At 70.1% G+C, this 15345-nt stretch carries 13 protein-coding genes; 5 read left to right on the top strand and 8 right to left on the bottom strand.

What is annotated here, in order from left to right; translation table 11 throughout:
* Window positions 1-71 precede the first annotated feature (71 nt).
* Window positions 72-827 (top strand): YggS family pyridoxal phosphate-dependent enzyme, encoded by a 756-nt coding sequence (locus HMPREF0058_RS09375; protein ID WP_006549544.1) that lies wholly within the window; start codon window positions 72-74, stop codon window positions 825-827.
* A 29-nt stretch (window positions 828-856) separates the two neighbouring features.
* On the opposite strand, the gene dnaJ is transcribed toward HMPREF0058_RS09375, so the two are convergent.
* Complete coding sequence (gene dnaJ / locus HMPREF0058_RS09370) at window positions 857-1993, bottom strand: molecular chaperone DnaJ (RefSeq protein ID WP_006549543.1); 1137 nt, start codon at window positions 1991-1993, stop codon at window positions 857-859.
* A gap of 42 nt (window positions 1994-2035) precedes the next feature.
* Window positions 2036-3091, bottom strand: coding sequence for a heat-inducible transcriptional repressor HrcA (gene hrcA, locus HMPREF0058_RS09365; RefSeq protein WP_034234615.1), 1056 nt, complete (start codon window positions 3089-3091; stop codon window positions 2036-2038).
* A 165-nt stretch (window positions 3092-3256) separates the two neighbouring features.
* Between hrcA and HMPREF0058_RS09360 the strand changes: the two genes are divergently transcribed.
* Entirely contained in the window at window positions 3257-4324 is a 1068-nt protein-coding gene (locus tag HMPREF0058_RS09360; protein WP_006549541.1) for a DUF3097 domain-containing protein, read from the top strand.
* Window positions 4325-4468: 144 nt separating this feature from the next.
* On the opposite strand, the gene HMPREF0058_RS09355 is transcribed toward HMPREF0058_RS09360, so the two are convergent.
* The 6 genes from HMPREF0058_RS09355 to lepA all read right to left on the bottom strand — a co-directional run bounded on the left by HMPREF0058_RS09355 (window position 4469) and on the right by lepA (window position 12252).
* On the bottom strand, window positions 4469-5872 hold the full coding sequence (locus HMPREF0058_RS09355; protein WP_006549540.1) for a sodium:proton antiporter: 1404 nt from the start codon (window positions 5870-5872) through the stop codon (window positions 4469-4471).
* 144 nt (window positions 5873-6016) lie between these two features.
* A complete protein-coding gene (locus HMPREF0058_RS11895) occupies window positions 6017-6670 on the bottom strand; it encodes a YciC family protein (protein ID WP_006549539.1) in 654 nt (217 codons plus the stop codon).
* A gap of 177 nt (window positions 6671-6847) precedes the next feature.
* The gene (hemW, locus tag HMPREF0058_RS09345; protein WP_006549537.1) at window positions 6848-8128 is read right to left on the bottom strand and encodes a radical SAM family heme chaperone HemW; all 1281 of its coding nucleotides are present in this window, start codon (window positions 8126-8128) and stop codon (window positions 6848-6850) included.
* On the bottom strand, window positions 8125-9411 hold the full coding sequence (locus tag HMPREF0058_RS09340) for an MFS transporter (RefSeq protein WP_006549536.1): 1287 nt from the start codon (window positions 9409-9411) through the stop codon (window positions 8125-8127). The genes hemW and HMPREF0058_RS09340 overlap by 4 nt, the downstream gene beginning before the upstream one ends.
* Window positions 9408-10373 (bottom strand): tRNA (guanosine(46)-N7)-methyltransferase TrmB, encoded by a 966-nt coding sequence (gene trmB / locus HMPREF0058_RS09335; protein WP_006549535.1) that lies wholly within the window; start codon window positions 10371-10373, stop codon window positions 9408-9410. Before trmB ends, HMPREF0058_RS09340 begins: the two co-directional genes overlap by 4 nt.
* 4 nt (window positions 10374-10377) lie before the next feature.
* Window positions 10378-12252 carry a translation elongation factor 4 gene (gene lepA / locus HMPREF0058_RS09330; RefSeq protein WP_006549534.1) on the bottom strand — a complete coding sequence of 625 codons (1875 nt, stop codon included), beginning with the start codon at window positions 12250-12252 and terminating at the stop codon, window positions 10378-10380.
* 210 nt (window positions 12253-12462) lie between these two features.
* On the opposite strand from lepA, the gene HMPREF0058_RS09325 reads away from it, so the two are divergent.
* From HMPREF0058_RS09325 to HMPREF0058_RS09315, 3 genes are all read left to right on the top strand, one after another.
* The gene (locus HMPREF0058_RS09325; protein ID WP_006549533.1) at window positions 12463-13053 is read left to right on the top strand and encodes a DedA family protein; all 591 of its coding nucleotides are present in this window, start codon (window positions 12463-12465) and stop codon (window positions 13051-13053) included.
* A 158-nt stretch (window positions 13054-13211) separates the two neighbouring features.
* On the top strand, window positions 13212-14888 hold the full coding sequence (locus HMPREF0058_RS09320) for an anthranilate synthase component 1 (protein WP_006549532.1): 1677 nt from the start codon (window positions 13212-13214) through the stop codon (window positions 14886-14888).
* A gap of 1 nt (window position 14889) precedes the next feature.
* Window positions 14890-15345, top strand: a 456-nt coding sequence (locus HMPREF0058_RS09315) for a glutamine amidotransferase-related protein (protein ID WP_006549531.1), incomplete at its 3' end; no start/stop codon positions are given.

The following is a 15345-nucleotide window of genomic DNA, read 5'->3' as shown; positions in this document are numbered from 1 at the left end:
AGGAAGACAGGGGCAGTCACGTTGGACAGCCTAGCGGGACCTACCGTGACACCGGTGTACCGTCAGGAGGCATGACGCCTGACTCCCCCGTTGTCCCGGACCCGCAGGAGGTCGCCCAAATCTCCGCGAACCTCGCCGCGATCCGCACCCGCATCGACGCCGCCGCTGCGGCCGCCGGCCGCTCTCCCAGCGAGGTCCGCCTGCTGCCGGTCACCAAGACGGTCCCCGAGGACCGGCTGCGCGCCGCCTTCGCCGCAGGAGTCACCGAGATGGGCGAGAACAAGGTCCAGGAGGCCAAGCGCAAGAGCACCGAGATGGCAGACCTCGGCATCCACTGGGCGCTCATCGGCCACCTACAGACCAACAAGGCCAAGGACGTGGTCGCCTTCGCCCACGAGTTCCAGGCGCTGGACTCCCTCCACGTGGCCGAGGCCCTGGACCGCAGGCTCCAGGCCGCCGGTCGTAGCCTGGACGTCTACGTCCAGGTCAACTCCTCCGGTGAGGAGTCCAAGTTTGGCCTGGAGCCGGACGCGGTGACCGCGTTCCTGGCCGCGCTACCGGTCTACTCCTCACTGCGCGTGCGTGGTCTTATGACGCTGGCCGCCCACACCGATGACCGTGAGCGGGTGCGCGAGTGCTTCCGCCTCATGCGCCGCCTGCGCGACGCCGGACGCGAGGCCGGCACCGTGGGCGACGGTCTGCTGTCCATGGGCATGAGCGGCGACTTCGAGCTGGCCATCGCCGAGGGCGCGACCTGCGTGCGCGTGGGCACCGCGATCTTCGGCGCCCGGCCCACGCCGGACTCCGTCTACTGGCCCGGAGCCTGAGCCGGCGTCCCGCTGGCCAGGCCGCGAGCTCAGCGCTTGCGGCGGTTCTTGCCCTTGGTCTTGGAACCCTTGAGCCGGTCGAAGAAGCCCTCTTCCTCCACCGGGGCGAAGCCGTCCTCGCCACGCAGTGCCGCGAGCTCCTTGAGCAGCTCCTCCTGACGCTCCGAGAGCTTGGTCGGGGTCTCCACCACCACCGTGACGTACAGGTTGCCGCGCCCGGAACGGCGCAGCCGCCCCACGCCCAGACCGTCCAGGCGGATGTCGTCGCCGGACTGGGTGCCCGGGCGCACCGAGACGCTGCGCTCGCCGTCGAGGGTCTCCACGGGGAAGGAGGCCCCCAGCGCGGCCGCGGTCATCGGTACGCGCAGCTCAGTGCGCAGGTCGTCTCCCTGGCGCTCCAACGTGGGGTGGGGCTGCTCCTCCACCACCACGTAGAGGTCGCCCGCAGGTCCTCCGGCCACGCCCGCCTCACCGCGCCCGGACATGCGGATGCGGGTGCCGGTGGACACACCGGCCGGGACGTTGACCTCGATGTCCTTGCGCACGTGCTTACGGCCCTCGCCGTCACAGTCCTTGCAGGGCGTGACGATGACGGTGCCGAATCCCTGGCAGGTGGGGCAGGGCGAGGAGGTCATGACGCTGCCCAGGAAGGAGCGCTGGACGCGCTGGACCGAGCCCTGGCCGTTGCACTGGGAGCAGGTCACCGGCTCGGTCCCCGGCGCGCAGCAGCTGCCACCACAGGTGGTGCAGGTGACGTAGGTGTCGATCGGAACAGTCTTGGTCGCGCCGAAGGCGACGTCGGCCAGGCTGACCTGGACGGCCACGAGCCCGTCCTGGCCTCGGCGCGCACGCGAGGCCGGCCCGCGCGAGCCGCCTCCGCCGAAGAAGGTCTGGAAGATCCCTCCCAGATCTGAGAAGTCGCCGCTGAAGCCCGGAGGGAAGCCACCGCCGCCGCGCAGCGCGTCCTCACCACCGAGGTCGTAGGTCTGGCGCTTCTCCTCATCCGACAGGACGGAGTAGGCCACCTGGACCTCCTTGAACTCCTCCTCGTGGCCGGGACCGGCGACGTCGGGGTGGAGCTGGCGCGCCTTCTTGCGGTACGCCTTCTTGATCTCCTCGGCACTGGCCTGGCGGCTCACGCCGAGCAGCTCGTAGTAGTCACTCACCTGAGAACGTGTCCTTTACGTGTTATCTCCGACGCCGGCCGCTCAGGCTGCCTGATCCGGTCCCGCCAGGAACCGGGAGAGGTAGCGAGCGACCGCGCGCACAGCGGTCATGGTGGCGGGGTAGTCCATGCGGGTGGGGCCCACGACGCCCAGGTGGGCGACGGCGTCGCCCGTCCCCGCGCCGTAGGCGGCGGTGACGACGCTGGCCTCGGCCAGGGCGTCGTCGTGGTTCTCTGAGCCGATGCTCACGCGCATGCCCTCAGCCCCGCCCGCAGGCAGGACGTCGCTGGTGTCCGTGAACAGCCGCAGCAGCACCACCTGCTCCTCGATCGCGTCCAGGAGCGGCCCGAGGCAGGAGAAGTCCGGGGTCGAGCGGGCCAGGTTCGCCGTGCCGGCGATCGCCAGGCGCTCCTCAGCGTCCGGGCGCAGGGCCTCGATGAGCGCGCTGGTCACTGCCGTCAGCAGCGCCCGCTCGTCCTCACTGGCCTGCTCCTTCAGGGCCGTGAGCACCGGGATCACGGACTCGGCCCGCAGCCCGGCCAGCGCGGCGTTGAGCCGCACGCGCAGGTGCTCCACGGCCACCGGGTCCAGCACCTCGGTGGCCGGGGTGGACACGGTGCGCTGCTCCACGCGCCCGGTGTCCGTGATGATGACGAGCAGCACGCGCGTGGGGGCGAGCACCACGAGCTCTAGGTGGCGCAGGGCCGTGCGACGCAGGCTCGGGTACTCCACAACGGCCAGCTGCCCGGTGAGCTGAGCCAGTACCCGCACCGAGCGCGCCACCACCTGGTCCAGGTCCACCTCGCCGGTCAGCAGCGCTGTGATCGCAGCGCGCTCGGGGGCGGACAGGGGCTTGATGCGAGCGACCTCGTCCACGAAGAGCCGGTAGCCCTTCTGCGTGGGCACGCGGCCCGCACTGGTGTGGGGCTGGTGGATGTAGCCCTCGTCCTCCAGGGCCGCCATGTCGTTGCGGATGGTGGCCGGGGAGACCCCCAGCTGGTAGCGCTCCACGATCGCCCGCGAGCCCACCGGCTCGCGGGTCCGCACGTAGTCGGTGACGATGGCGGACAGGACCTTGAGCCGCCGGTCATCGGCCATCTGATCCCTCCCTCTCGCCATGCGTCTGACGACGCCACAGGTCTGTTGCTGCCGGCACCGGCTAGCCGGCTGCGTATGAGCCGAATTAGCACTCGCCAGGTGCGAGTGCCATCCTACGCCGTGCTCGGCGGGTCTGACGTTCGCCCAGCGAGAGGTTGGCCTACCGTGCCCCGGGTGACCACTCCCCCACGCCGTACCGTCCCGGGATCCACCGCGGCACGCCGCGCCGCCTTGCGCGAGCAGGCAGCTCGTCAGCAGCAGGAGGCACGGGCCGCTGGGAGGCTCACCGAGGCCGAGGCTCAGCGCCGTCGTTCAGCTGCTGTGCCAGCCCGGCCGACGACGTCGGACCGCTACGGCGGTGACGTCCTGGCTGCCGACCCGCACCGTGTGGGACCGCATGCGGTGCGTCCGGCCTCGGTGCACGTGCCGGTCACCGCTGGGCTCGTCGTCGAGGACCGGCAGACAGGCTTCGTCGGGGCAGCCGTCGCCGTGGAGAAGTCGGGTGGCCGCCACATCGTGGTCCTGGAGGACCGCCACGGCGTGCGCCGCGGCTTCCCCCTCGGGGCCGGTTTCTGGATCGAGGGCCGCCCGGTCATCCTCGACCCACCGGCACCCCGCCGTCGCCAGCCCACCGGCCCGGTCAGTGCCAGCGGCCGCAAGCTCACGGCCTCCGGCTCCTACGCGGTGGAGGGCGAGGCAGCCAAGGTCGCGCGGGCCTCACGGATCTGGGTGGAGGGCAAGCACGACGCCGAGCTGGTGGAGAAGGTCTGGGGGGACGACCTGCGTCACGAGGGTGTTGTGGTCCTCATGCTCGACGGTGTGGACAACCTGGAGGAGGTCATGGCCGACTTCGCCCCCAGTCCCACGCGCCGTGCCGGGGTGCTCGTTGACCACCTCGTGGCCGGGTCGAAGGAGTCACGCATCGCCGAGCGCGTGCGCGCCATGCCAGGCGGTGAGAACGTGCTCGTGCTCGGGCATCCGTACGTGGACGTGTGGCAGGCGGTCAAGCCTGAGCGGGTGGGGCTGCGGGCCTGGCCAGCGGTTCCCCGCGGCACGGACATCAAGCACGGCACCTTGGAGGCCCTGGGCTGGCCACACGCCTGCCAGGCCGATATCGCCCAGGGATGGCAGCGGATCCTCGCCACCGTGCGCAGCTACAAGGACCTGGAGCCAGCCCTGTTGGGCCGTATGGAGGAGCTCATCGACTTCGTCACCGCTCCCGGCACGCGGTAGGAGACTCACTGGCCCCGCACCAGTGCACGCCGTCCCGGCAGGACGTCACGCCGTCCCGGTGACGCAGCACGCCGCGACCGGGGGCCCGAGCTCCACCCGAGCTCCACCAGGGGGAATCGGCTCCAAGCGGAGCGCGCTCCGGGCTCAGGCATCCTGAAGGGCCAGACGGCGAGCCTGGACAATGAGTCGTGCGTCATTGGCCAGGAGGGCGAGGACGATCACCCCGCCCAGAGCCTTGGCCCACACCGGCTGAGCGATGAACAGGCAGACCATTGCCGCCAGCACCGGCACCAGGTGGGTGAAGGACTTGGCCACGTAGGCGCCAAAGCTCGGCATCTGCACCCCACGGCTCTCAGCCACGGACTTGACCATGAAGTTGGGGCCGTTGCCGATATAGGTGATCGCGCCGCACAGCACCGCGCCCAGGGAGATGGACACGAGGTAGAGCTCGGGCACGCCGGCGACCGTCGCGCCGCCCGGGTGACTGATCTGGCCAGCCATCTCGAAGAAGGTGACGTAGGTGGGAGCGTTGTCCAGCACCGAGGAGAGCCCACCGGTGAGGATAAAGAAGGTGATCTCGTTGAGAGGCAGCTTGCCAGCGATCTCGTCCAGGTAGTGCAGCGCCGGGATCATCGTCAGGAAGATACCGATGAACAGGGTCGCTACCTCGGCGATCGGACCCCACTCGAACTGGTTGTCCTCAAAGCGCACCCGGCGGTTACCGAGCTTGTAGGAGCCGAAGGCCGCCACCGCCATGATGATCTCGCGGGTGGGGATCCAGTCGGTCAGGCTGGCTTGTCCCGCCTCGATCGCCTCGGCGTCGATCGAGGGAGCAAAGGCCACGGCCGCGATGATGATGGCGAACCAGATGAGGTTGCTGGCTCCGCGCAGTCCCAGGGGCTCAACCTCGCTGCGGTCCTCGCGCACGGCGGAGGCCGGCTCCTGGGCGTAGAACCACCGGTCCAGGGCGTAGTAGCTGACCAGGAGCATGCCGTTGACGAAGGCCCACTCCGGCACCAGGTGGAAGGTCCAGGTGAAGGGGACGCCACGCAGGAAGCCCAGGAAGAGCGGCGGGTCGCCCAGTGGCGTCAGCAGGCCACCGCAGTTGGCCACGACGAAGATCGTGAAGAGCACGGTGTGCATGCGGTAACGCCGCTCAGCGTTGGTGTTGAGCAGCGGGCGGATGAGCAGCATGGCCGCGCCCGTGGTTCCCACGAAGCTCGCCAACACACCGCCGATGGCCAGGAAGACGGTGTTGGTGCGCGGGGTGGCCTGGATGTCACCCTTGAGGAAGATGCCGCCGGAGACCACGAAGAGGGCGAGCAGCAGCATGATGAACTGCACGTACTCCACCACTGAGGCGAAGACGACCTGCCATCCCCCGGCCACCCACATCCACACGGCCACCGGCAGCCCCAGGACCAGGGCGACGGTGAGCTGGCTGGAGCGCTTCTCCCACCAGTGCGAGGTCGCAGGGACGAGCGGAAGGACAGCGATGCTCGCAAGCATCGCCGCGAAGGGCAGGATGGACCACCACTGCAGGTGCACGAGGGCTCCTCGATCGGGTTGGACAGCACGGCACCACGGACTCAGGGAGCCAGGTACCGACGACGACTGGTCCACTGTACGACAAGGGGCGTCCCGGATCCCGGGACGCCCCATCAGTCGGACGCACGATCCTCTCGGGGTCTGTTAGCCAACCACAGTGCGGCCCGTGGCCGTAACGTAGGCGTAGGCGGACATGAGCACCACGAGCGGCGTCGTGAGCACCCAGCCCAGCACGGTCACCAGGCCAGCGAAGCCGAGCAGGACCCCCATGAGAGCAAAAGGCACCAGGGCACTGGCGTTGTCATACAGGATCCGCCACGACTCGCGCATGGCGTCCGTGGCTCCCAGTCCGCGGTCCACCCCTGCCAGCTGGGTGAAGTACCACAGGTAGACCAGGATGACGCCGGGAATGATGAGCAGGACGAAGCCGATCGTCTGCAGGATCCCGGTCAGGATCCCGGCCAGCACCATCGGCCACAGGTTCGGGAAGGTAAAGAAGTCACGGATCTGGGCCTTGCGACCGGCAGCGGTGAGCAGACCGACGTGCGCAAAGGGGATCGGGGACAGGATCATCGCGATGGCAGTGATGATTCCGCCTGAGTCAGAATCCGTGCCCAGGTAAGAGACGGACGCCCCCACCCCAGTCAGTACCGTCCAGATCGCAAAGCCCACCAGCAGCGGGGCCGGGTTGTCCGCGATGCGCCTCCATGACCAGGTCAGCGCCTGCCCCACGGTCAGACGATCGGCCTGCGCGTAGGTCTGGCTCGGATAGGGCTGAAAGGCAGGGGTTTCATTCATGACTCTGATCCTGCCGCACGGTAGGAGGCCGCACCTCCCCCGCCTGGAGGATTCTTCCCTCCTCGCTCAGGACGAGTCCGCCCTCCGCCACGTCCGCCTGGCGCCCTAGCCATGCTCGCACCGGGCGGGACGACGCCGCAGCCCAGGTCCGTTCGTCAGCCGCCGGTCCGTCAGGCGTCAGTCCGTCAGCCGGCCGGTCACAGTGTCCGCCATGAGCCGGCCACGCAGGGTCAGCACCGCGCGGCCGCGCAGGGCGGCTGCCGGTTCCAGCAGCCCCTGACTCATCAGCGCCCCCACCACCGGTACGAGCCGGCGAGGGGTGCCGTCCGCCGTCGTCTCCTCGCCGGGCCGAGCCAGACCCGCCAGGTCCAGCCCCTCGCGCAGACGGATACCGAGCATGACCCGCTCCAGCTCGCGGGCGCCGTCGTCAATGACCTCGTGGCCCGCCACGGGCAACCGGCCAGCACGCACCTGAGCCGCCCACGCCACGGGCGCCTTGGTGTCCCACATGCGCACGTCCCCGAAGTGCGAGTGCGCACCCGGCCCGGCTCCGTACCAGTCCCAGTCACGCCAGTAGGCCTCGTTGTGGCGGCACTCATGGCCAGGTCGGGCCCAGTTGGAGATCTCGTACCACTCGTAGCCGGCCTCAGCCAGGACTGCGTCCGCCATCTCGTACTTGGTGGCCTCGTCGTCGTCCGCCGGCATCTCCAGCTCGCCGCGACGCACCTGGGTCCACATGCGCGTGCCCTCCTCAATCACCAGGGCGTAGGCGCTGAGGTGGTCCGGGCCGATCTCGACGGCGGCCTCCAGGCTGCGTGCCCAGTCCTGGACCGACTCTCCTGGCGTGCCGTAGATGAGGTCCAGGCTGGTCTCCAGGCCTGATCGCCGGGCCCAGGCCACGACCTGCGGCACGCGCTGAGGGGTGTGGCTACGCTCCAAGGTAGCCAGCACCTGGGGCACCGCCGACTGCATGCCGAAGGAGACCCGCGTGAAACCAGCCTCGGCGAGCGTGGCCAGGTAGCGCTCGTCCACGGTCTCCGGGTTGGCCTCGGTCGTCACCTCGGCGCCCTCGGCCAGCCCCCAGGTGGTGCGCACCAGCTCCAGCATGGCCGCCAGGTCTGCTGCCGGAAGCATCGTGGGAGTGCCGCCGCCCAGGAACACGGTCTGAGCCATACGCCGAGGCAGGCCGGCGCGCTCCATCGCCGCTGCCGCCAGCCTCAGCTCGCCAGCCAGGGTGGTCACGTAGTCAGCCGCTGAGGCGCCACCACCCATCTCGAGGTTGGTATAGGTGTTGAAGTCGCAGTAGCCGCACCGAACCCGGCAGTAGGGCACGTGGAGGTAGACGGAGAAGGGCACGGGCTCCTGCTCCCCGCCCCTGCCCCGACGGCGCGCGATGACCTGCTCGGGCAGCTCCCCCGTCCCTGGCAGCGGCTGCCCCTCAGGCTGACGCGGGCTCACGAGGGGTCGGCGACGCCGGCCGCCTGCGGTCCGGGACGCGACTGCAGCCAGCGTGGCGGCGTGGCGGTCAGCTGCCCGCACACGGTCATGACGATGAGGATGACGAGGAAGGGGCCGATCCACCCGCCCGTCATCGTGCGCAGCCAGCCCAGGACCACCGGACCCGCAGCAGCCACGGTGTAGCCCCAGGTCTGCAGGAAGGCGGAGGTCGCGCGGTTCTCATCCATGTCCACCGAGCGGCGGATGACCAGGGTGAACAGCGCGGCGAAGAAGGCGCCCTGCGCGATTCCGGAGACCAGGCAGGCCGCGAGCCAGGCGCTGGGCACCGTCACCAGGCACACCGGCAGCACCAGCCAGCAGCCTGAGAGCACTCCCAGCACACGAGCCCCGGACCAGTGCAGGGTCTCGAACATGACGGGCACGAGCAGCGGCCCCACGATCCCGGTCAGGGAGAAGACCGAGGCAGCCAGCCCCGCGCCCGCCTCCGTCATCCCCGTCAGGTCGTGCAATGCCGTGGGAAGCCATCCCGAGATGGCGTAGTAGGAGAAGGTGTGGGTGGCGAAGGCAGCCGCCATCACCCAGGTCAGGGGCCGTTTCCACACCGCCACACGCACCCGCTCGGTCCCGGCCTGCCCGGACTCGGTCACCCAGTGGACCATGCCGGAGCGCTGCATGAGGCTCTCGCGCGGGTGGCCCAGGCCTGCCGGGTAGACCCACAGCCACAGCGCCAGGGCGATGAGAGTCGGCACCGCTCCCCACAGCGCCGCCGCACCCCGCCACCCGGTCAGCTGCGCCGTCGGCACCGCAAGGGCCGTGCCCGCGGTGACCACGAGGTTGGTCATGGCCGAGTACATGCCGGTCAGCAGCGAGGTGCGGTGCCAGAAGTCGCGCCCGATGACCATCGGGGCCACGAGGTTGCCGATGGTGATACCGGCGCCGATGATGACCGTGCCGGCAAAGGCCGCCCAGGTGGTTCCCCCCGAGCGCAGCAGGGATCCCGCGCTCATGAGCACCAGCGCCCACAGGCCGCCGGCATTCGCCCCGATCCGTCGCAGCAGGACGGAGGCCAGCGGCGTCATGATCCCGAAGCACAGGATCGGCACGCTGGTCAGGGCGCCCAGTGCGACGTCGTCCATGTCCAGGTCCGCGCCGATCTGGCTCAGCAGAGGCGGGATGACGCCGATCGGGGCACGCAGGATCGAGCAGAAGGCGAGGAAGCCCAGGACGACGACGCCGATCCAGGCCCGACGCGGCAGGTGCCGCCGACGCTGTGGCTGGCTCATGCCAGGCTCCTTCCGCTTCTTGCCTCGCGCCGGGTACCGGCTCGGCGGTCCAGGGCAACGAGCATCGCCTCGCTGCGCTCGGGTTTCCAGGTGGTCTCGGTCCGCACCGCCGTCAGGTCCCGGATGGTGCGTCCGGCCTCGATACCCCGCTGCTCGAAACGGGTCAGGACACGCCCCTCAAAACGAGGCGACCACCCGCCCACGGTGCCCGAGGGCGATCCGGGGTCCGGTCCGTTGCCCAGGCTGTCCTGCTCCCAGGTGTCCGCCCCGAGCTCGCTGAGGCGACCGGCGCCGTCATAACGGAAGTAGGGCTCGGTCATATCCGCCTCCAGGCCCTCCGGCAGCGCCGAGACGTCCTCCAAGACGTCACGCATCTGCCAGGCGTAGTCGGCCCAGTCAGTGGCGAGCCTCCACACCCCGCCGCCGCGCAGCACGCGGGCGACCGAGTCAGCGAAGTGCGCCGTGACCAGCCGGCGCTTGCGGTGACGCGGCTTGCGCCAGGGATCGGGGAAGAAGACCCAGACCTCGCTGGCGCAGCCCACCGGCAGCGCCGTGGCCAGGAGCTGAGAGGCGTCGGCCGGGACCACGCGGACGTTGTCCAGTCCGGCCTTGGCCGCGTCACGCACAATCTTGGCGATCGAGGTCTCCCACACCTCCACCGCCAGGTGGTCGGTGCCAGGGTTGGCAGCCGCGTGAGCGAGCAGGGCCTCCCCACCGCCGCTGCCGACCTCGACCACCACAGGACGCACCTGGCCCACGTGACCGAAGACCTCCTGCGGATCGAGCCGGAAGTCCGCGGCCACGGTACGGATCGCGTCCGCCCGAGGGACCTGGATGACGTAGTGCTCGCCGTGCTCAGCCATCGCCTGGACCTGGGAGTCGGTCAGGCGTCCCCCGGCACGGGAGAAGGACCGTACCCGCGAACGGATCGCGTGGGAACGGGGAGGGTGGACCTGCGCCATGGAGCTACTTGTCCTTGCCGGTGGGGGTGTCTGCGCCCAGCGCGGCGATGAAGGCCTCCTGGGGAACCTCCACGCGGCCGATGGCCTTCATGCGCTTCTTGCCCTCCTTCTGCTTCTCCAGCAGCTTGCGCTTACGGGAGATGTCACCGCCGTAGCACTTGGCGAGCATGTCCTTGCGCAGGGCACGGATGGTCTCGCGCGCGATGATGCGCGAGCCCACGGCGGCCTGGACGGGGACCTCGAACTGCTGGCGAGGGATGAGCTCCTTGAGCCGCTTGGTGAGCATGACGCCGTAGGAGTAGGCCGAGTCCTTGTGGACGATCGCGCTGAAGGCGTCCACCTTGTCCCCGTTGAGGAGGATGTCCACCTTGACCAGGTCCGCGCTCTGCTCGCCGTCGGGCTCGTAGTCCAGGGAGGCGTAGCCGCGGGTGCGCGACTTCAGAGCGTCGAAGAAGTCGAAGACGATCTCAGCCAGCGGCAGGGTGTAGCGCATCTCTACCCGCGTCTCGGACAGGTAGTCCATCCCCTTCATGGTCCCGCGCCGCGACTGGCACAACTCCATGACCGTGCCCACGAACTCGCTGGGGGTCAGGATCGTGGCCGAGACCACCGGCTCGCGCACGTCCAGGATCTTGCCCTCGGGGAACTCGCTCGGGTTGGTCACCGTGTGGACCACGCGGTCCTCGGTGGTGACCTGGTAGACCACGGAGGGCGCGGTGGAGATGATGTCCAGCCCGAACTCGCGCTCCAGGCGCTCCGCGATGATCTCCAGGTGGAGCAGGCCGAGGTAGCCGCAGCGGAAGCCGAAGCCGAGGGCCACCGAGGTCTCCGGCTCGTAGGTGAGCGCCGCGTCGTTGAGCTTGAGCTTGTCCAGGGCGTCACGCAGCGCCGGGAAGTCTGAGCCGTCCACCGGGAACAGGCCGGAGAAGACCATGGGCTTGGGGTCCTGGTAACCGGCCAGGGGCTCGGCGGCCGGACGAGCCGCCGTGGTGACCGTGTCACCCACGCGCGACTGGCGCACGTCCTTCACGCCCGTGATGAGGTAGCCCACCTCCCCGGCGCCCAGTCCCTGGGTGGGAACGGGCTCGGGGCTGATGACGCCGATCTCCAGCAGGTCGTGGTCGGCACGGGTGGAGAGCATCTCGATGCGCTCACGAGGCTTGAGGGCACCGTCGACCACGCGCACGTAGGTGACCACGCCGCGGTAGGTGTCATAGACGGAGTCGAAGATCATGGCGCGGGCAGCGGCGTCGGGGTCCCCCACCGGCGCGGGCACGGCCTGCACGATCCGGTCGAGCAGCTCAGGCACGCCCTCGCCCGTCTTGCCCGAGACCTTGAGGACGTCGGACGGGTCGCAGCCGATGATCGAGGCGATCTCCTCGGCGTGGCGCTCGGGCTCGGCGGCCGGCAGGTCGATCTTGTTGAGCACCGGGATGATGGTGAGGTCGCCCTCGATGGCCATGTAGAGGTTGGCCAGGGTCTGGGCCTGGACCCCCTGGGCGGCGTCGACCAGCAGCACCGCGCCCTCGCAGGCGGCCAGGGACCGGTTGACCTCGTAGGAGAAGTCGACGTGGCCGGGGGTGTCGATCATGTTGAGGGCGTAGGTGCGCGCGCCCTCGGGCCCCTCGACGGTCCAGGGCATGCGCACGGCCTGGGACTTGATGGTGATGCCACGCTCGCGCTCAATGTCCATGCGGTCCAGGTACTGGGCGCGCATGTCGCGGGGCTGGACCACGCCGGTGGCCTGCAGCATGCGGTCGGCCAGGGTGGACTTGCCGTGGTCAATGTGGGCGATGATCGAGAAGTTCCGCAGCAGCTCGGGCGGGGTTGAGGCGGGCTGGATGCTCGCGATCTGCTCGGGCGTGGGGATCGGTGACACGTGTGCTCTTCCAGGACGGGACAGCGCCTGGGCGTGCCAGGAGGCAGGCTGGTGCTGTCGGTGTGGCGGACTCTGGGGCAAGTCTCCCACGCGCAGGCCTCAGCGCCGCGCCCGGCGGGTGTGAGTCATTACTTACCGGACGTTCCTCCCCCGACCAGCCCGCGAGTCAGCCAGGCAAGCCTCACCTCACTGGTATGCGATGATCGGCCCATGATCGACCGCATCCTCGCTCTGCCCTGGGGGTGGGCCTTCCTCTTCCTGTGGGTCAGCGTCATGGGTAGAGCCAACGGCACCTACTGGATCGGCCGCGCCGTGGCCGCCGGCACCGGCCGTACCCGGTGGGCCGGGGTGCTGACCTCGGCGGCCTACGCCCGCGCCCAGCACCTGGCGGAGCGCTGGGGCGTCCTGGCGGTCCCGCTGTCCTTCCTCACCGTCGGCACCCAGAGCCTGGTCCAGCTCTCGGCAGGTGTCAGCCGTATGCCGCTGCGCCTGTACCTACCGGCAGTGAGCGTGGGCTGCGCGATCTGGGCGGCGATCTACTCCACCGTCGGCCTGGCGGTCTTTGCCACGTGGATGGAGGCCGGCGGGTGGTGGGCGGTCGCCGTCGTCGTCGCCCTGGCCGCGCTCATCATCTCGCTACGACGACGTTCCGCCTCCTCGCCAGTGTGCAGCCGCGAGCCCGAGTGTGCACCTGGGGACTGCACACCGGCCGCCGCACCTGCACACTCGACGCCCGGCCTGGCCCCCGCAGAGTCTCACGATGCTGACGCCAACTTGTCCGAGCCCGCCCCTTCGCTCTAGCCTCAGTGCCGTGACCGTACTCCGCAACCGTCAGTGGTGGTGGCTCCCCTAAGGGCGAGCCACTCCTTCGCGTACACGGAACACGACAGACAGAGCTCGCCACCCGGCGGGCTCTTCGTCTTGGAGGCGATGCCGGTGGCACAAGCAGAGGAATCCTCATGACAACACCCCCACCGACCGTCCGCACCCGGTCCGTGCGCTACCACGCCGACGGCGGCCTCCTCCTGGAGCACCTGGCCGCCCAGGGCCTGGTCGCCACCACCGCGGACTCCGGCGACCACGCCCGTCCGGTTGACACCGTCCTGCTGGAGTCGGTCGACATCGCCACCAAGGTCTCACGCACCACCATCGCCGTGCTGGAGGCCTCCGCACGCCTGACCTGCCAGGGCCAGAGCGTCAGTATCCAGGCCCTGGCGCAGGCCCAGGCCGACGGCGAGGCGGCCGTGGCCCGGCTGCGTGAGCACCTGGCCGCCTACGTCACTGACGACGCCCGTGCGGACTGCCTCAGCCTCACCTTTCCCGCCCCGACGGCGCACGAGCAGACCGAGGAGCGCGAGCGGCTGCGGGCGACCTCCTCGATCGAGCCGCTGCGGGTGCTGGCCGGGGTCGAGGTCGACCACCCGCACCTGCCGCTGGAGGCCGGGGTCGTCGCCTTCGACTACCTGGCCACCTTCGAGACGCTTCCCGCAGTGGCCCCCGGGGCCAACACCTGCCCCGACTACGTCTTCTACGATGCCCGGATCATCCTCGTCATCGACCACCCCACGCGTGAGGCCACCCTCGTGGGAGCCAGCGTGGACCCGACTGACCTGGAGGGTCGCCTCAGCGCGCTGGCGGCAGCGATCGACGCCGTCGACGAGACCACGCTGGCGGACGAGCACGAGCAGCGCACAACGAGCCAGACGACGGTCTCCCCCGTGGTCCACGCCGTGCCCACCCAGTCCGACGCTGACTTCGCGGCAGGAGTCGAGACGATGAAGGAGGCCATCGCTGCCGGAGACGTCTACCAGGTGGTGCCCTCGCGCGGCTTCACCATGCCCTGCCCGGACGCGCTGGCCGCTTACCACGAGCTGCGCGGCACCAACCCGAGCCCGTACATGTTCTACCTGGGCACCCCCGACTTCGAGCTCTTCGGGGCCTCGCCCGAGTCCGCGCTGCTCCACTCGGCCAAGACCGGTGAGGTCTCCATCCGCCCCATCGCCGGCACCCGCCCACGCGGGCTCACCGCCGACGGCGGCATCGACCACGAGCGCGACACCCGCCTGGAGCTGGAGCTGCGCACGGACGCCAAGGAGGTCGCCGAGCACGTCATGCTCGTGGACCTGGCTCGCAACGACGTCGCCCGGGTGAGCGTTCCCGGGACCCGCCGGGTGGTGGACCTGCTGCGTGTGGACCGTTACTCCCGGGTCATGCACCTGGTCTCGGAGGTCACCGGCACCCTGGACCCGGAGCTGGACGCGCTGGACGCCTTCCGCGCCTCGATGACCATGGGCACACTCACCGGAGCCCCCAAGCTGAGCGCGGCCGAGCTCATCCGCACCACCGAGGGCGTGCGTCGAGGCTCCTACGGCGGCACCGTGGGGTACTTCCGCGGCGACGGCGAGCTGGACACCTGCATCGTCATCCGTTCCGCCTTCGTGACCGGAGGCCAGGCCCTGGTCCAGGCCGGTGCGGGAGTCGTGGCGGACTCGGTGCCGGCCAAGGAGGCTGCCGAGACCGTGCACAAGGCCTCGGCGGTGCTTCATGCTGTGGCCGCGGCCGCCGGGGCGAGGCTCGTCATCGACTCCCAGACCCCCGCCACCCTCACCGCCCCGACCACCACCGAGGAGGCCTGAGATGCGCGTCGTCCTGCTCGACAACCGCGACTCCTTCGTCTACAACCTCGTCGACCTCTTCGCCACGCTCGGTGCCGAGATCGAGGTCTACCGCAACACGGTGCCGGCTGACCGTGTGCGCGCCGCCCTGTCACCGACCCCCGCCGAGGCCGAGGCCGGCCAGCGCCCGGTGCTGTGCCTGTCCCCCGGGCCCGGTCACCCCCGTGAGGCCGGCTGCCTCATGGAGCTGGTCGCCTGCGCGCTGAGCGAGGACGTGCCTACCGTCGGCATCTGCCTCGGCTTCCAGGCCATCGTCGAGGGCTGCGGCGCTCACGTGGGCCGGGTCGGCCCCGTCCACGGCCGCTCGGTGCGCGTGGAGGTCATGCCGGCCGGGCTCACCGACCCCGCCTTCGTCCCCTTGGAGGGTGGGCCGCTCGACGTCGCCCGCTACCACTCCCTGGGGACCCGCGACCTGCCG

It is taken from the genome of Actinomyces urogenitalis DSM 15434 (assembly GCF_000159035.1).
In the GTDB taxonomy this organism is placed as follows: domain Bacteria; phylum Actinomycetota; class Actinomycetes; order Actinomycetales; family Actinomycetaceae; genus Actinomyces; species Actinomyces urogenitalis.
The sequence above is the reverse complement of the archived record's forward strand: the minus strand, read 5'-3'. Positions and strand labels throughout refer to the sequence as shown.